28 protein-coding genes are annotated in these 14,853 nt (G+C 60.5%); 7 read left to right on the top strand and 21 right to left on the bottom strand.

Features of this window, described 5'->3' with window-relative positions:
• Positions 1–104 precede the first annotated feature (104 nt).
• The 8 genes from ACQR07_RS32270 to ACQR07_RS32235 all read right to left on the bottom strand — a co-directional run bounded on the left by ACQR07_RS32270 (position 105) and on the right by ACQR07_RS32235 (position 3,840).
• Positions 105–290: a hypothetical protein gene (locus ACQR07_RS32270; protein ID WP_434906088.1), complete on the bottom strand. Its 186-nt coding sequence runs from the start codon at positions 288–290 to the stop codon at positions 105–107.
• A 91-nt stretch (positions 291–381) separates the two neighbouring features.
• A complete protein-coding gene (locus ACQR07_RS32265) occupies positions 382–579 on the bottom strand; it encodes a hypothetical protein (protein ID WP_434906087.1) in 198 nt (65 codons plus the stop codon).
• Between the two features lie 178 nt (positions 580–757).
• Positions 758–928, bottom strand: a complete 171-nt coding sequence (locus ACQR07_RS32260) for a hypothetical protein (RefSeq protein ID WP_316200951.1) — start codon at positions 926–928, stop codon at positions 758–760.
• A 519-nt stretch (positions 929–1,447) separates the two neighbouring features.
• The gene (locus tag ACQR07_RS32255) at positions 1,448–1,738 is read right to left on the bottom strand and encodes a hypothetical protein (RefSeq protein ID WP_434906086.1); all 291 of its coding nucleotides are present in this window, start codon (positions 1,736–1,738) and stop codon (positions 1,448–1,450) included.
• A 95-nt stretch (positions 1,739–1,833) separates the two neighbouring features.
• Entirely contained in the window at positions 1,834–2,076 is a 243-nt protein-coding gene (locus ACQR07_RS32250; RefSeq protein WP_434906085.1) for a hypothetical protein, read from the bottom strand.
• A 15-nt stretch (positions 2,077–2,091) separates the two neighbouring features.
• Positions 2,092–2,289, bottom strand: a complete 198-nt coding sequence (locus ACQR07_RS32245) for a hypothetical protein (protein ID WP_434906084.1) — start codon at positions 2,287–2,289, stop codon at positions 2,092–2,094.
• Entirely contained in the window at positions 2,286–2,753 is a 468-nt protein-coding gene (locus tag ACQR07_RS32240) for a hypothetical protein (protein ID WP_434906083.1), read from the bottom strand. The genes ACQR07_RS32245 and ACQR07_RS32240 overlap by 4 nt, the downstream gene beginning before the upstream one ends.
• Before the next feature lie 196 nt (positions 2,754–2,949).
• Positions 2,950–3,840 (bottom strand): hypothetical protein, encoded by an 891-nt coding sequence (locus tag ACQR07_RS32235; protein WP_434906082.1) that lies wholly within the window; start codon positions 3,838–3,840, stop codon positions 2,950–2,952.
• 1,087 nt (positions 3,841–4,927) lie between these two features.
• Here ACQR07_RS32235 and ACQR07_RS32230 point away from each other — a divergent pair.
• Positions 4,928–5,059 carry a hypothetical protein gene (locus ACQR07_RS32230; protein ID WP_434906081.1) on the top strand — a complete coding sequence of 44 codons (132 nt, stop codon included), beginning with the start codon at positions 4,928–4,930 and terminating at the stop codon, positions 5,057–5,059.
• A 483-nt stretch (positions 5,060–5,542) separates the two neighbouring features.
• A complete protein-coding gene (locus ACQR07_RS32225; protein WP_434906080.1) occupies positions 5,543–5,845 on the top strand; it encodes a hypothetical protein in 303 nt (100 codons plus the stop codon).
• Between the two features lie 65 nt (positions 5,846–5,910).
• On the opposite strand, the gene ACQR07_RS32220 is transcribed toward ACQR07_RS32225, so the two are convergent.
• The 8 genes from ACQR07_RS32220 to ACQR07_RS32185 are packed head-to-tail and all read right to left on the bottom strand — an operon-like array spanning position 5,911 to position 7,770.
• Positions 5,911–6,120 carry a hypothetical protein gene (locus ACQR07_RS32220; protein WP_434906079.1) on the bottom strand — a complete coding sequence of 70 codons (210 nt, stop codon included), beginning with the start codon at positions 6,118–6,120 and terminating at the stop codon, positions 5,911–5,913.
• A complete protein-coding gene (locus tag ACQR07_RS32215; protein WP_434906078.1) occupies positions 6,114–6,254 on the bottom strand; it encodes a hypothetical protein in 141 nt (46 codons plus the stop codon). The genes ACQR07_RS32220 and ACQR07_RS32215 overlap by 7 nt, the downstream gene beginning before the upstream one ends.
• Positions 6,247–6,684 carry a hypothetical protein gene (locus tag ACQR07_RS32210; RefSeq protein WP_434906077.1) on the bottom strand — a complete coding sequence of 146 codons (438 nt, stop codon included), beginning with the start codon at positions 6,682–6,684 and terminating at the stop codon, positions 6,247–6,249. The genes ACQR07_RS32215 and ACQR07_RS32210 overlap by 8 nt, the downstream gene beginning before the upstream one ends.
• Positions 6,681–6,899 (bottom strand): hypothetical protein, encoded by a 219-nt coding sequence (locus ACQR07_RS32205; RefSeq protein WP_434906076.1) that lies wholly within the window; start codon positions 6,897–6,899, stop codon positions 6,681–6,683. Before ACQR07_RS32205 ends, ACQR07_RS32210 begins: the two co-directional genes overlap by 4 nt.
• Positions 6,900–6,918: 19 nt before the next feature.
• Positions 6,919–7,080 (bottom strand): hypothetical protein, encoded by a 162-nt coding sequence (locus tag ACQR07_RS32200; protein ID WP_434906075.1) that lies wholly within the window; start codon positions 7,078–7,080, stop codon positions 6,919–6,921.
• Positions 7,077–7,322: a hypothetical protein gene (locus ACQR07_RS32195; RefSeq protein ID WP_434906074.1), complete on the bottom strand. Its 246-nt coding sequence runs from the start codon at positions 7,320–7,322 to the stop codon at positions 7,077–7,079. The genes ACQR07_RS32200 and ACQR07_RS32195 overlap by 4 nt, the downstream gene beginning before the upstream one ends.
• Positions 7,319–7,546, bottom strand: a complete 228-nt coding sequence (locus ACQR07_RS32190; protein WP_434906073.1) for a hypothetical protein — start codon at positions 7,544–7,546, stop codon at positions 7,319–7,321. The genes ACQR07_RS32195 and ACQR07_RS32190 overlap by 4 nt, the downstream gene beginning before the upstream one ends.
• The gene (locus ACQR07_RS32185; protein WP_434906072.1) at positions 7,543–7,770 is read right to left on the bottom strand and encodes a hypothetical protein; all 228 of its coding nucleotides are present in this window, start codon (positions 7,768–7,770) and stop codon (positions 7,543–7,545) included. The genes ACQR07_RS32190 and ACQR07_RS32185 overlap by 4 nt, the downstream gene beginning before the upstream one ends.
• Positions 7,771–7,904: 134 nt before the next feature.
• Here ACQR07_RS32185 and ACQR07_RS32180 point away from each other — a divergent pair, with 134 nt between their 5' ends.
• A complete protein-coding gene (locus ACQR07_RS32180) occupies positions 7,905–8,192 on the top strand; it encodes a hypothetical protein (RefSeq protein WP_434906071.1) in 288 nt (95 codons plus the stop codon).
• 10 nt (positions 8,193–8,202) lie between these two features.
• On the opposite strand, the gene ACQR07_RS32175 is transcribed toward ACQR07_RS32180, so the two are convergent.
• Positions 8,203–8,415 (bottom strand): hypothetical protein, encoded by a 213-nt coding sequence (locus tag ACQR07_RS32175; protein WP_434906070.1) that lies wholly within the window; start codon positions 8,413–8,415, stop codon positions 8,203–8,205.
• A gap of 497 nt (positions 8,416–8,912) precedes the next feature.
• Between ACQR07_RS32175 and ACQR07_RS32170 the strand changes: the two genes are divergently transcribed.
• A complete protein-coding gene (locus tag ACQR07_RS32170; protein WP_434906069.1) occupies positions 8,913–9,401 on the top strand; it encodes a hypothetical protein in 489 nt (162 codons plus the stop codon).
• Between the two features lie 148 nt (positions 9,402–9,549).
• Here ACQR07_RS32170 and ligD read toward each other — a convergent pair whose 3' ends face one another.
• Together ligD and ACQR07_RS32160 are read right to left on the bottom strand one after the other, a co-directional pair.
• Positions 9,550–10,470: a non-homologous end-joining DNA ligase gene (ligD, locus tag ACQR07_RS32165; protein WP_434906068.1), complete on the bottom strand. Its 921-nt coding sequence runs from the start codon at positions 10,468–10,470 to the stop codon at positions 9,550–9,552.
• Between the two features lie 623 nt (positions 10,471–11,093).
• Complete coding sequence (locus ACQR07_RS32160; RefSeq protein WP_434906067.1) at positions 11,094–11,360, bottom strand: hypothetical protein; 267 nt, start codon at positions 11,358–11,360, stop codon at positions 11,094–11,096.
• A 202-nt stretch (positions 11,361–11,562) separates the two neighbouring features.
• Here ACQR07_RS32160 and ACQR07_RS32155 point away from each other — a divergent pair, with 202 nt between their 5' ends.
• Positions 11,563–12,057 (top strand): TIR domain-containing protein, encoded by a 495-nt coding sequence (locus ACQR07_RS32155; RefSeq protein WP_434906066.1) that lies wholly within the window; start codon positions 11,563–11,565, stop codon positions 12,055–12,057.
• 83 nt (positions 12,058–12,140) lie between these two features.
• On the opposite strand, the gene ACQR07_RS32150 is transcribed toward ACQR07_RS32155, so the two are convergent.
• Positions 12,141–12,869, bottom strand: coding sequence for an SOS response-associated peptidase (locus ACQR07_RS32150; protein WP_434906065.1), 729 nt, complete (start codon positions 12,867–12,869; stop codon positions 12,141–12,143).
• A gap of 363 nt (positions 12,870–13,232) precedes the next feature.
• On the opposite strand from ACQR07_RS32150, the gene ACQR07_RS32145 reads away from it, so the two are divergent.
• A complete protein-coding gene (locus ACQR07_RS32145; protein WP_434906064.1) occupies positions 13,233–13,412 on the top strand; it encodes a hypothetical protein in 180 nt (59 codons plus the stop codon).
• Positions 13,413–13,420: 8 nt separating this feature from the next.
• Here ACQR07_RS32145 and ACQR07_RS32140 read toward each other — a convergent pair whose 3' ends face one another.
• Entirely contained in the window at positions 13,421–13,906 is a 486-nt protein-coding gene (locus ACQR07_RS32140; protein ID WP_434906063.1) for a hypothetical protein, read from the bottom strand.
• A gap of 709 nt (positions 13,907–14,615) precedes the next feature.
• Between ACQR07_RS32140 and ACQR07_RS32135 the strand changes: the two genes are divergently transcribed.
• The gene (locus ACQR07_RS32135) at positions 14,616–14,792 is read left to right on the top strand and encodes a hypothetical protein (protein WP_434906062.1); all 177 of its coding nucleotides are present in this window, start codon (positions 14,616–14,618) and stop codon (positions 14,790–14,792) included.
• Positions 14,793–14,853: the final 61 nt, after the last annotated feature.

Below are 14,853 nucleotides of genomic sequence, written 5' to 3'. Positions count from 1 at the left end.
ATGCGCAGGCGCCACAGCTCGATGATGAGCTGGTGGCCGTTGCCCTCCCAACGCCAGCCGAGCAAGTGACGGAAAAACGGGAAGCAGGTCCCGATCTTCATGGCTCACCCGATGAGGTCGGCGTAGACGCGCCAGGCGTCTCCGACCACGAACTCGGCGTCTCGGAACAGGGCGTCCGTGCTGCATTTCTGCGGCGCGGCGTTCATGCCGGCCGCCGCGGCAGCGATGCCGATCGTTGGGCCAAGCGTGATGGCGGCGATGATCATCACCGCGACAACGAACCTGAGCATGGTCAGCACTTCCAAATGTAGAGGAAGGCGGATAGGGCGGAGACGGTCATGCCGCCCACGATGAGGTATTCGCCGATGTGGCCGTGCATGGTCAGGCTCCTGGAGCGCAGCTGGTGAGGTGGGCGTCGTCGCCGAACATGTCGGCGGACAGCTTGATGAGGTCGCTGATCATCTCGTGCAGTTCGTCCTGCGTCAGCGACGGCGCCGGCTTGAACGTGATGCCGGCCGTGGTCTCCCCGTGACTCGGGGTGGTGCGGTAGATCGTGGCGTCGAAGAACTTGCTGGCCATGACCGAATCTCCGTTGGTGTGCGCATTTGCACGAAAACGAAAGCAAATGCAAGAGCAAACTTTCGCCACGGTTGTGTGAGAGAAAGGAGGCTGGGAACGGTGCGTTTTCGGGGGGTGGAAAATCCCCAAATAATTCGGCAGAAACCCCGTCAGAAATTCCCGCGAGGGAATTTCGGCCTCATTTTCCGAAGGCCGCCTGAAGGTACTCGAACGCCATACGGACCAAGCCGGCCGAGGCGTTACCAGACCCCAGAAGGTAGGCTACCTCGTTCAGGGCGTAGCACTGTTCCAGGGTCTTCGAGGGGGCAAAGCGAAGCTCCTGATAGAGCTTCTGAAGCATGTCGAGCATGATGGGCTCCGTGCGTTAGAGTTGACCAAACTTCCAAGAAACAGCCGAATTTCCAGGAGCCGCCCATTCGCGGTCCGCCGGACAAGCACACCCTCAAGAGGGCGCAGAGACAGGGGATGAAGCAGGGACAGGGGAAGGAGCAGAGACAGGAGCGACAGGAGGGGAGGGGCTTACGACCCACTCGGACCCCATGGTCGAAGCCATGTCATTCAGCCGGCAAATCGATGCAAACAGCAGCCAGAGCGCCAGGTTCGTCGATCGCCCCTTTCCCTCGCCATAAAAGACAAATTTGCATTTTCACGCCTCAACACACGGTCAAAGCACCAGATATAGTGTGCTGAGGGGTCAAAATGGTCCCGAAACCGGGTCTGAGACCCCATTTTCGAGGCCTCAGACACCAGATGTTGTGTTCACCACCAAATTCCTCCGGTGGCCCAGCCGGCGATCGCGGCTGCGAGCATGATGATGGCGCTCCAGAAGGGGTCGACGCGATACGAGAACAGACCCATGGGACCAACCTCACGCAGCGAACAGGTCGACGGTCGGCTCGGGCTCCTCGTAGGCGCCGTCCGCTATGACTTCGACCAGGTGGAAGCCGTGCTCTTCGTGGAATCTCTTGCCGTTCTGGAACGGGCGACCGGCGGCGTAGCGGGTCTGGTAGAAGGCGAGCCATTGCTCGGCCTCGATGCGCTCGACATCGCAGCTCAGCATGATGCGGCCGGAGATGTCGCGGACGTTGTAGAGGCCAGGTACGGGGGCGTCGTCCTGCGAGACCAGCTTGAGCCAGTCCAGGTTGGTGACGATGGTCATGGTTGGTGTCCAGGGTTGGAATGGGCGCGACGGAAAACGCGCCGCAGAGCCTGCGACGCGCTAACCAGGTCGGATGATGGTTGGGAGGGGTGCGCTTACGGGCGCAGCAGCCGGTCTATGACGCTCAGGAGCGTGACGCTGGCAGCAACCATGCCACCAATGCGCAAGGTCAAGCGCAGCACCGCGTTGTCGATTGCGGTGGTCAGGTCGGTCTTTGTCACCAGCTCACTCATGACGAAGTCCCGTGCGGCTTCTGCGTGGGCGTCAGCCTGGGGGCGGGGTACGCCTCCCTCTTGCAGACGCTTCGAATAGCCGAGCGTATCAAATGCGTAGGCCATAGTCATTCCTCATGTTCACCATTTCAGGGGGCGGTTCTGCTCGACCAGGTCATCGACGAGGAGCACGCACTGGTGCCCTCGCTCGTCCTTCGCGAGTGCTTCGTGGAACATCGCCGCGTAGGTCCGCTTCTGTTTGCGGGTCAGGCGGCAGCGGATGTGGCGACCGAGCCGGGACAGTCGGCCCTTCGCCTCCTCAAAGCGCGGGTGGGTCATAGGAAGTTGACCTCGATGCGCTTGGAGAACGGGTTGACCTTGATGGTCGCGGTGGGCTTGCCGCGTCCGTTGGTCACGGTGAGCGTGTGGTGCCGGCGCTGGTCCTGCGGCAGCTCGCAATCGCGCTCGTTGCGCTCGGCAGCCTTGCGCTTGCGTGGCGCTTCACGGCGGATGCGCGCGGCAGGGGCGGGCGAGTAGATCGACTTCGGCTCATACTGGCCGGTCTTGCCCAGGCGATCGGGGATCTCGTTGTGCTCGTACTCGTCGAAGAAGCGGTTGAAGGTGGCCACGTCTTCGCGGGCCTTCAGCTCGGCCTTCGTTGGCAGCGGGGGCTGAGGAGGCGGCGCATAGTTCGCGGCCAGCCAGTCCTTGGCCATGTCCAGCTTGCGTTCCAGCTGCGCCTCGCGCTCGGCACGGTCGACGATTTGGCGCGCAGTGGGGCGTTCGATGAAGCGCTTGCCCATCGTTGCAACTCCGAAGATTTGAGGGTGGGGGTCGCTCTGTCGTGAGCGGGAGAATTTCCAAACCCGGCCAGCTCGCGCTGTGTGTCAGCGCCGGCCCCTGCCGGAAAAAGTCAAAAAAAAGCCCGCACCGAAACCCTACCCGGTGAGCCGGGCAGGGCTTGGTCTACTCCGCGGGATTGGTCTCGCCGTGCCGCCCTTAGGCGGCTTGGGCCGGGATGAGAGTCGGCGCTTCCGCCGGGGCTTCGCCGAACACCGACTCAATGGTTTCGTCGGTTGCAGCGCGCTTGGCGACAATCTCGTTAAGGCGCCGGAGCAGGACCGCGAGTTCCCCGTCCGTCATGCCGTCCGCCCGCTTGACGATCGACTCGATTGCGTCAACCTGCTTTTGCGGCTTGTCGACCGAAAGCGCGGCAGTCAGCTTGCCGAACGATGGGCCATAGGTCCGCTTCACAAAATCTGTGAAGTTTTGAACCAAGGCGTCACCCGACGCGCCGGCTTTCTGCTTTGCCAGCATGTCCCGGATGACGTCCGCATGATTGGTGCAGACGTCCGTCATCAGGCGGAATGACCACGTCCGAAGCTTGGAAAGGCCTTCGTTCAGCTTGGCGCCTTCCGGCTTGGCGAACGTCGTTTTGCACGACTTGCCACCGTCAATGTACTCGGAAACCGCCGCCTCGCGCTGCTTCTTGTCGCGAATTGCCATGAAGCCCGAAACCAAATGGTCCGTATCACGCCAAACCGGATTGCCCTTGCTGGCGAAGTATTTCAGGAAGGCCCGAAACACCTTCTTGTTTTCCTTGTCATCGATTCCCTTGTCGGACTCGGCGAGTTCAACTTGCTTGTTCGCCATGACAAGCGCCAGCGAAACGGTGCCAGTGAACGCGGCGGCATCGTCCGCCTTGACAGCCTTAACGGCCGCATCAAGAACGATTTGGCCAAGGGTACGGGCAGGGGTAGCGTTTGCGGTAGTCATCTTGGTTTCCTTTCTCTCAAATGCTGTTTCCGGGGAGGGCCGGAGAATTTCGAGGTTGAGGCAAAGGTCTCCCGTGCTCTGGAAACGTCGTTTCCTGAGTTCCAAACGACTCATGCGAGTCGTATCGTGAGAGTCCCTAGTCCGTTCCGAATTCTCCGTTTGTCTAGTCCGTTTGCATTTGCACGAATACAATAGCTCAACGAATGCTTAGTTCAATCGGAAATTTGCATTTTTGGATCACATGATTGTGATGCAAATGCATCTTGACATAGTGTTCCCTGTGAGCGTGTGCGGGGTGCGGATTTTCGGAATTTTTTATCCGACATAGCCCCTGGGATGGGAGATACCCCCATACTTCGAACCGCCAAAAGGGCCTTTTTCACCCTCTGGACCAAGGGCATGCGCCAAACGTGTCTCTCCGCTGGCAGAAACGGGGGCAGGAGAGCGCAAAGCGGGCTGGCCGCCGCTCTGGTACCCTGGCTGGAGGTGCTTACAGGCGGCCCGCGCTGCGCCTCGGCGGTCCGTCAGGCTCAGAAAATGCAAATGGGGGTGGCCTGCAAAAAGACCCCACCCCTTTCGGGGGGTCATGCTCCGCGGTGGCGGCTGAAAGAGTATTTGTTGCGAACTGCCTGAACGATATATCGACCTTAAAGTCAGTGAGCCTGGTATCACGACCGAAGGTCGCCTCTTCTGGGGCTTCTTTCCGTTGGACGGCCGTTGGTCTGGAACGGAGGTGCTGACCCAGCAGCGATCCCGGTCGTCGCATGGTTGATGGTGTCGGACTTCAAGACAAGCGGTGGACGCGGGCGGCTTCAGCGTTCGACTGGAGCGGCGTGGTGACGCCGGTCACCATCTGGTCGATGCCTGGGTCAATCCGCCGCTCTATACGGCCAGGCTGCCGATCATCTTGTCCGGCGGCACTAGCAGGACAAGTGCAAGCGCAATCCTGATTCGGAACCTGCCCCTGCTTTCCACCCAAAAAGGGCCTTCTCGTCGATGCGGAGGCACCTTGTCGGAGGGTGTGTCCCAAATTGGGACAACTGTTTCCCAAATTTTCTGCTTGCGTGTTGTCCAAAGGCCACAGGTTAACCGATCTTTAACGCGAGGCCTTGCCTCTTACTTTTACGCGCGAGATGATCTTAATCGGTAGGGTTAATTGACCCTGCTGGTCCAGAAAGGACCTAACCGCAGGAGTAACGTCATGGAAAGCCTAGTGTTTTCCCTTGGAGCTGCAGCGGTCGCCGGCACCGGGATTATCGGTACCGGCGCCGCCGCAGTCGTGGCGATTGTCGTCGCGTGGTTGGTGATCCGGGCTGCCACCCGGGCCTCCTGAGCGTAGACGAAATCCACTGACAACAAATACCGGCGCCGGGGGCCTCTGCCGCCCGGCGCCGGCGCATTTGACCTCCATTTTTCAGGGATGGCAACCCTTGCGGTCGCCTCCCCGGGGCGTCCAGCGGAACGACGCCGCAGAAGAGGTGACCCTCAGGCCGGCGGACTTCAAGACAAGCGGTGGATGCGGACGGCTTCCGCGTTGGACTGGTACGGCGTGCTGACGCCGGTCACGATCAGGTTCGATGCCTGGGTCTAGCCGCCCCTCTCAGCGCCACGATGGCTACAACTGGCAAGAGCTTCGCGCTAATCATCGGGGGGGGGGCGGCTTGCAGGCGGTGCGCGATCGGAATGGACTGTGACAAAAAGGGCCGGCGAGCGCTTCGCGCTGAGACTCCAGACAGTCAGCGAAACTCCCGAAAAGGTGAGTACCGGCCGAGCGCAGGGCGCTGAAATCAGGTAACCCCTTTCATTGGAGCTTTTCATGACCGACATTCCCGTCACTGACGCCCCCGGCTACATCGTCAAGGTCTACGACCGCGGCAGAGACGACCAGGCCCGTTACTTCGTCGTCTGCGGTGTCTCTGATGGCGCAGAGGCCGTCTCCAAGGTCCTGAGGTGCTTCCCCGGCAAGGTCGGCGAGGCGGTGCGCAACGCCAACAAGCTTGAGGTCAAGGGCCTGGAGCCCGGCACTTTCGAGGAGGCGATCACGCAGTTCGGAATGACCGAGCCGGAGTTCGATGCCTGGCTCGAACGAGAGGCCGAGGTGCGCAGCAAAGGGGACTGACGAGCACGATCCGGCGGCATCCGCCCGTCCCCGCTCAGCTGGTCTAGGCCGGCGAGCGCTTCGCGCTAGACATCATCATCTGCGGGCGGAAGCTTGGCTAACAGGTGCGGCCAGTTCCGCTCGACTATGCCGCGGACCTCGGGATCGATCCCCTCAATCGAGTCAAACTCCTCGATCTGCTGGCGGATCTCCTCCAGCTCCTCGGGATCAAGCACGCGGCCATGTAGGAACTCTATCGGCATGGCGAGATGATACGCCCTCTCCGCGCTCAGCACCACACCATGTCGAGATACTCGGCATAGTTCAGGATGCAGTCCGACCAATAGCCCGGGCAGGGATTGTCGCCGTGCTCGGCGCGCTGCCGCTCGAACCACCTGAGCATGCGGTAGGCCCACTGCCAATCATCCATGGTCATGCTCCCGCTTGGCCATGGCGGCCTCAATGCGATCGCCCTCCTCCCCGCTGCAGAGGGCGCAGTCCAACAGGAACGAGATCTGATGGATCGGACAGGTCCGTGGGGCGTCAAGTATGGCGACGGCTTCGCCCTGATCTTTCAGAGGCTCGGGCCAGCCGAAGCCGACGAGGTCACCGCCCTGGAATATCATCGGTGCAGGCGCCGCTCTGCAGGCCTCGATGGCGGCGAGCTGGCGGATGATGTAATCGATCTCGGCGCGGATCGGCTCCACGCGGCCATGAAACACGGCCCATGCATGGCGGGCGGCCTCGGTATTGCCGAGGGCAATGGCGCGGTCGACCTTCTGACGGACGTTCAGCTCCTCCTCGGCGAGCTGGCAGCCGAGCTGGTCGAGCAGCTCCTGGACGGGATCGGGAATGGTCATACGAGCTCCGCGGCGCTCGGCGCCAGCCTGTAGGCGAACGGCGGTGACTCGCATCGAATTTCTATAGTCTCGACCAAGCCGATATTGACCAGGTCCTTCAGTACCCGCTTCATTTCAGAATGGGCAGCGCACCACCAGCAGCCGTCCGGATGCCACATCCCATAGGTTCGTAGGCCTCGCATCACCTCGCGCTGTTCTAACGTCAGTTTGGTCATGGCCGGCGAGCGCTCCGCGCTAATAATCCCAACTCAGGGCGTCGGCGCGCCCGGTGAACACCATCCACGCCGCATAGAAGCGATCGCGGAAGCTGCGGCGGCGGCCAGAGAAGCGTTGAGCAGTCTCGCTCATGATCCGCAGCGTGTCGGGGTGCGCGTAGACGATCAGCGTCGGCCTCATGGCACATCCCGTGACGCATGCAGCTCGCAATCCTTGAGCCCGAGCTTGGTCTCGACGCAGTGGGTCGTGATCCAGCGATGTGAACTGTATCGACGCCCCTCGATCTCCTCGCGGTGCCAGAAGTGCATGTTTGCCGGCAGCGGCGTGATCACCGTGCAGACGCGGTAGTGCTTCGCGTGGTCCGGGTTGTCGGGCACCTTGAGGTGGCGACAGGTGTCGCAGGCGCGGGTTACAGCGGTCATTCCGACACCATGTCGGCACGGTAGGCCAGGAGCAGCCGGATCAGCTCATCGAGCTGGTTGGCATTGTAGGCGATCCAGGCGAGCGGGCTGCCCTGGATGACCGTCGTCAGCGTGACCTCGCGTCGCGTCGCGTCCCGCATGCGGACGCCGATCATGTTCGGCGCCTTGGTGGCCTCGGCATTGGCGAGGGCATCGGCCATCATCCTGTCGACGGCGGAGGTCATGACATCCTCCGCTCGCAGGCCGTGATCACCTGGTCGCAGATGAACATCGCCTGCGCGTCATCGATGGTCGCGGCGCCGAGCTTCGCCATGACCAGGTTCTGGATCATCCGCTTCTCCGCCAGAGCCTCTGCGAGGGTCTGCTGGCAGATCGCGGCGCCCTGGAATTTATCGGACAGGCGAGCGGTCCGGCTCACTTCGGGGATTTCGACTTCGTGAAGTTGCATCCCGTCCGGTTAGCACGAATGCAAACAAAATGCAAACGTGGCAAGACAGCAATATGTTACCTATGATTGAAAAAGAACATTGCGTGTACAGAATTGTTGCGGTATTCTTCTGACATTCCGAAGTGGAGACTTGAATGTCTGATAGCCTGATTCAACGCATACGAACCCACCTGATTGACGAGCGGATCCACAACCGGGTCGAAGCCAACGCCGAGATCGACCTTATGACCAACGTCGAGCTGGTCGAGGTGATCAGCTTCGTGCTCGAAGATATTCTTGCCAAACGGCCGACATGGTCACCGCTTCAGGAACGCCGCTGCCGTCAGGAGTTTCGCGCGAGACACCGGGGAAACAGGCATCGCAGCCAGAGACATTTTCGGCCCCAGCCAGCAGCTGGCTCTCAGCTGCCCCATCGACCCTGAGCGGTGCGTGTTACCGAGTGATACGGTAGCTCTTCGCCCTCTTTTTGGGAGGCTTGGGCGCAGGCGCGTCCTTGCCGAGCGCCTGCTTCATCGCGATCCAGGCGTGCAGCATGAAATCACGACCCTCGGCAGCTCCGATCAAGATCTCGATCGCCGTCTGCCAGGCGCGATGCTGCTGCTCAACTTTTGGCAGGCTCACGATGTAGTCGGCCGCCTCGCGCAATGTTCTTGCGATCTTGCCGTTGGGGAGGGGGATTGGATCGTCGAAGGCACTTGACCAGGGCATTCCGCGTCAGTTCGCGGGAGCAAACGTCAATGGAAAATTACTACAATGGTATTTCGGTGCCACAGAATTGACCCTTCGTTAACTCCTGGTAGACCATTCTTAATTCTGTCGAAGCTCACGAAAAAGGCCCCGGGGTCCGGGGCCTTCGTGTCGAGTAGTTGCTTACCTGCGGAAGATCAGCAGGATAAGCTTGGCGAGATCGAGAAGTATCTCGATGAATCGCCATGGGTCGTCTTTGGGAATAAGCATCTGAGGTGCTCCAAAGGCGTTACGGAATGGGGAGAGGTGGTGGAAACACTTCTCCCCGTTTCACCGGGCCATTGAACGACCTGGCTTACCTTTGATCCTGCACCTATGGCCTTAACGAAATGTTGCCGTAAAAATTGGCCTTAGGACTTCGTTCGCTATGTGCGTCGTAGCGATCATCAATATGATTGATCACGTTGGCTTTTTCTGTCGTTCAATATTTACAAGAAGCTCCTCCACCTCGTCAATATCTTGTGGATCGAGCAGGTGGCCATCCGCAACCGCTTCAGCGACGAATCCATCCGGCATCAACGGCCTGGGCCGCAACCAGGGTAGAAGCCGCAGCGACACGCCGGATTCAGCACGCCTCAACCGAATATGCGGGAGGTGCGGTTCCCGATACCGCAAGATATGGTGCTTCTGTCAATCCGAAAAAGAACATTGCGGGAACGTGCGGGATGTGGCACACTGTTCTGGCAATCCGAAGGGTAAACCGCATGAGCGACAGCCTGATCCAACGCATTCACATTCACCTAACCGACGAGCGTATCGATAGTCCTGAAGAAGTCACGGCGGAGCTTCGGCTCATGGAGAATGACGAGCTAGTCGAGCTGATCTCGCTCATGCTCGACGACATCATGGAAGGTCGTCCGACCTCGCGTCGTATGTTCAATTAGGCAGGCTGGCGAGCGCTCCGCTGTGACTCACGTTGGCCGCACTTCCGCGGCGAACGCCTGTGTGTTGTTCGACCAGTAGTCGGCCCCATCGGGCCGCATGAGACTGACTACGCCGCCCGGCGTAGTCTCTGCCAAAGCAGCGCCCACGTCATAGGTCCTCCCGCAAACCCTTGAAGTAGGGGTGGCGGACTTTTCCTTCGGCCGACTTTGTCCGGTACTCGATCTCCGCGAGCAGCCTGGGCTCAACCCAGACGCCACGATGGTCGACGCGCTTCGCGTAGGGCTGGGTTTCCCGGATCAGCGGCCTGAGGCGGTTGCGAAGATCGTCTGCGGAGTTGCGGTCGAAGCCATGGTCGACCTTGCCGGCATAGACAAGGTCCCGACCCTTGTAGCGGCCAAGATAGATGCCATTCCATTCGTCACCGTCGAGGGCGAAGCCCGCGATCGGCAGCGTCTCGCGCTGAGCGCAGGTCTTCTTGACCCAAACGTTGCCGCGGCCGGAGACATAGCGGCTGTTGCGCACCTTCGAGACGATGCCTTCCAGCCCGATCTTACAGGCGTGACTGAACATTTCGCGGCCGTCGATCTCGAAGCTCTCACTGAATTGCGCATTGGTGCCCGCGATCAGCTTCTTCAGCTGCGTCTTGCGCTCGACCAGGGGCAGCTGGCGGAGGTCTGATCCGTTGAGATAGAGCAGGTCGAAAGCGACCAGCACGATCTTCTTAGAGCGGCCCTTCAGTTCGTTCTGCAGCACCGAGAAGTCGGTCGCGCCGTTGGCTTGGGGCACCACGACCTCGCCGTCGATAATCGCTGAGCCGACGCCGATCTCGCTGGCATCGCCAACGATCTTGCGGAAGCGCTTGGTCCAGTCATGACCGCGGCGCGTGTAGACCGTCACCTGGTCATCCCGCAGATGCACCTGGACGCGGTAGCCGTCGAACTTGATCTCGTGGATCCAACGCGCGCCTGCGGGGACGCGGTCGACGGAGGTCGCAAGCGCCGGCTCGATGAAGCCGGGATAAGGTATTTTGGTGCCGACGTTGGTCAGCCTACGAGCTTGCGACGCCACTGCGCTAGGACTCCACGCAAACAATCGAATCGAGTCCTTGAGGCGGGATTCGTTCCGCTTGGCCAGACCTGCCTTGTTATGCGGAGGGGCGAAAGGGTGAGGATTTCCCGAAGCTTGAAGTGTGTTTCTGGATGGGGCATCACATCGCCTCGCCAATAGCGCCGCGCCCAGTCGTTGGACTCATCGTAGGGGCCGGTTCCTTTCCAATCTGCCTCGTGGCTCGCGGCTGATGGGTCCACTACCGCGACCTCGTAGAGCACACTCAGTGGAGATTTCTGCGAAGTATAGTATTGGGCCTCTTCGAGATCCGCGATCATAAAGCCGCATTCCCACCTAGATGGGAGTTGGGCGAATTCGGCCTGCCTGATAGTTTCTAGGATTGTCTCTCTTTTCCACTCTGTATGCGATGGGCCGATCGCTCGAAGGATACGCCCCCAATTGCCCGGCCGAACCACAGCGCCAGGCTCAAGCAGCATCGTGCAGGAAAAGTATGGCATCGGACCCCAGGATGTTTCGGACTGAAGCTCGTGGTTGAGACTGCCACGCGCAACGATCGTGAGCAAATCGGCCGGCAGCGGCCACCGCAGCGCCTTGGCCTCCAACGGTCCAGCAACAAACCTGGTTCAAGCAAACAGATCTTTGCCGTCCTGCGTGAATTTGTAGTAGGTGCCGCTCTCATGCATCCAGAGCCAACCTTTCTGCACGGCAAAGTCAATGCCCGCGCGCCATTCGGCCGGCGTGGCGCCCAGCTCGAATAGCATCGGCCAATTGAGCTTCTCGGTATAAAGCCGACCATCCCAGACATCACCCAAGCCATTGGCAATGTCGATAATCTTCCGAGCGGCGGCTTCGGGATCAGCGTAGGGGCGCGGTTCAACAAACTTGCTCATGGCCTCCAGTATCGGGTTGGAAAGCTGCCGTCGAGATCAAGGCGTGGGGTCAGCCGCCGGCCGGACAGGATACAAGTTGAAATGTGGGTGCGCGCAATCGACAATTGTGAGGGGCCTCGATAGCCTCTGGAACCGGACAGAGAAATGGACGCTGATTCGATGGTGGGCTGTTGTGGCTAGTCTCTTCGATCTAGTGCGGCCAGTGCGTCGCGAAGTGTTCGTCAGTTATCATCACGGGGGTGACCAAACCCATTACGACGACCTCTCGTCGGTGATGCATGACCGCTTACAGCTTTTTACAGACAATTCACTTGAGCGTCGGATCAACAGTGCCGATCACGCCTACATCATGCGCCGCATTCGCGAGCATCACCTTCACGGCAGTTCCTGTACGATCGTGCTTTGCGGAGCTGACACTTGGCGGCGGAAGTACGTCGACTGGGAAATTCAAGCCTCTTTGGAACAGCAAATGGGATTAGTTGGAGTGTGGCTGCCGACGCTGCCGCTGTCCAACAACGGCGGCACCGTCAAACCCGCCCGCCTACAGGACAACATTGATAGCGGTTACGCTGTCTGGAGAACGTGGAGAGCCATTTCAGCGGATCCGACCGTGCTGACTGACGCCATTGAATTAGCAAATAATGCCTCAGTCCGCTTGATTGACAATACTCGCGCTCGACTGGATAGGAACCTGTGAATTCTGTTCAACGGGCCTGATTCACAAGATGCCGCGGACCTTGCGACGGCTCACAACCGGCGTGCGACGCCGAGATCGATTTGTTAAGGCGCCGGATCTTCCTTGACGCCTCGCGCGACGATCCGCAGCGCGTCGTCGGGTAGCGGCCGTTGCAACGCCATTGCTTGATCCCATGGTGCGCGGAGCCAGAGGTCATATTCTTCCGCGGTGCTTAGGATCACCGGCATGGCTTTAAGATGGATCGGCTTGACGAGGGCGTTCGGCTCAGTCGTCAGGAAGCCGTAGACATCGATCGAGACCTCGCCCTCCTTGATCTTGCGCACCGAGGTCCAGTGCGTCCACAGGCCGGCGAACGCGAGCAGGGGCCGGCCCTCGTCGGCGGCGAACCAGACAGGCACCTTCTTGCCGTCGACATCGTCGTATTCGCTAAACGAGGTGAACGGGACGAGGCAGCGATTTTCCGGACCCAGCCAACGTTTCCAATGCTTGCTCGCGACGTTGCGGATGTTCGTGGTGCCGCTGTTCGGCTCCTTGCGTAGGAGTTCCTTGAAATCGACCGTTTGGCCCTTGGCCTCGAGCCGTTCTGCTCGCCGCTTGGTCGCGTTCATCAGCGCCTGCTGCGACGACGGCATGCCCCAGCGCGCCATGACGAGTTCGCGGCCGGCCTCGCTGTTGCGCACGATCGGTGCAGGATAATCGGGGAAGATGCCAGGCAGGACAGGCAGGTTGCCGGTGCGGTCATGCTCAGGCGCGATGCCGAACAGGCGCCTGATCGCGTCCACGTTCTTGGTCATAGAGTAGAGATTGCACATGGAGCGATTTTTCTTTGCCTAGTAGCTATTGCGGTCACGATCCGGGTTGCCTATAATTTTGCCCATAAACTGCCGACAACAACTATAGAGCCTTTTCAGGCAGCTTTGCTGACCTCCCAATGGGGAAGGTTAGTGGCCTCCCTGAGTCGATCAGATTCAGGCGAGCCTCTGTTGCAAAATGAATCGAGCCGGAAGGGGTAGGGGGTGTCCATCTCCTTGACGGCCAGGTGTTGAACCCATCCGACTGGCGCCGCAACAGAGGGCCGAATCGGAGTCATCACTCTCGGTTTCGAGGGTGTGGCTCCGGCATTTTGCCAAAAGCCCATCCTCCGACGCCGAGCCGATTCGGCCACAGGAGGACTCATGCAGTCGGCTCTCATCGTCGCTACATTTTCTATCGCTTGCGCCGCGCTGGCGTTCATGCTGGCGCTCCAAACGGGCAATGCGGATGCTGTCCACGCCCTGATCAACACCCTGCTCGACACGTTCAAACTCGGGGCAGGTGCGGTGATCGCCCTCATTGGTGGAGGACAAGAGCGTTAGACCAAACATCAGCTCTTCTGCGCCCGGTCAGGTTCGGGGTCCGGCAGCGCGCACGTCAGGCGAAGGATGTGCGCGCGCTGCCGGCCCCAGCGTCTCTTGTTGCTGCACGGCTCGCAATAGAGGGCGGCCTCGAGCTTCCAAACAGGCGTCGCCGGCGGACGGTTGAGCGCGCGCAAAGGGACCAGCGAGATCCGCCGGCAACGATTACATTTTGCCTCGAGCAGATCGAAGCCGGCATTGAGCGCCATGCCGATCGTGGGGTTGGCCTGCGGCTCGCCCGGGGCGGGCATTGCCGGTCCGCCGGCCCACATGATCGCGTTCCAGGCTTCGCACTCCAGCCGATCGGCTTCGCGCAGTTTCTCCTCGGCCGCGCTGCGGATCAGCTGCGACTGAGCGAAATAGCTGTCGTGAAGACCATGAGCATTGCGCACGCCCTTGGCCTGCGCCTTGCGATCGCCACCGGACAGCGGGATTTGGATGATGCGCGGGGACATGGCGCCCAGGATTCCCGACATCGATGAGGAAGGGAAGCCGCTATGTCTGGGGGCGTCCGTTACCGCGGTGCCCCAATAGCCGGCCCCTGATCTCCTAACTCCTAGCCAAGGGCGAGACAGGGCTCGACCCGGTACTTGGGGTTGCCAGTTCTGGCCATGCTGTTTGCCCACGCCAGGGGCGGGGCGCTAGGCGCCCAGATCTAACCGAAACAGGGGGCCGCGGAGGGGGAGGGGGGTGTCAAAATGGCCGACGCCCCCTGTCAAGCTGGCCGACACCCCCTGTCAAATACGCCGACACCCCCTGTCAAACTGGCCGACACCAATAACCGTATACTAGAACCCTCACTACAACCCCCACTCCAACCATGTCATTTCCGCCTGGCGGCGGGCGCCGGCCGTGTCATCCGCAGCCGGTCATGGAACCGTCAGGTTCCGTCGTTTGCATTCACGTTTGCAGTTGACTTGACGAAGGGCGTATATTGGGGTAATGAACGGCTAGATTGGCATTCGTGCAAATTCAAGAAACCTGACAATTCGCCCCGATCCCGGGAACGCCGGCCTCCAACGCTGGCGTCGCCCGGGGGAAGGCGCGGAAAGGATCACCTGTGGCTCCCCTCGCATCCCTCGTCCTGACGCCGGCCGTGTTCGCCACCGTGCTCGGACTGTTCTGGATCCTCCAGCATTTCGGGATGCCGCCGGGAGCGCATTCGTGACGTTCGCCGACATCGAGTTCGTCGTCGTCATCAGCCAGCTGCTCCTCAAGCTCGTCACCCTCGGATTTGCCGCCATGGTCCTCGTCACGATCCTCGCTCTCGGCACTCGGCTCGTCGAGAAGCTCAACCGGCGAAAGGCGCCGGAGAAGACCAAACGGCGTCGGCCGTTCTGAACCAGTTTCCCAGAGACCGGTGCTCGCCAACGGCAGCCCGGCTCACCCATTCAAAGCGAGT

This window comes from Bradyrhizobium sp. HKCCYLS20291, assembly GCF_051167715.1.
Taxonomy (GTDB): Bacteria; Pseudomonadota; Alphaproteobacteria; order Rhizobiales; family Xanthobacteraceae; genus Bradyrhizobium.
The sequence above is the reverse complement of the archived record's forward strand: the minus strand, read 5'-3'. Positions and strand labels throughout refer to the sequence as shown.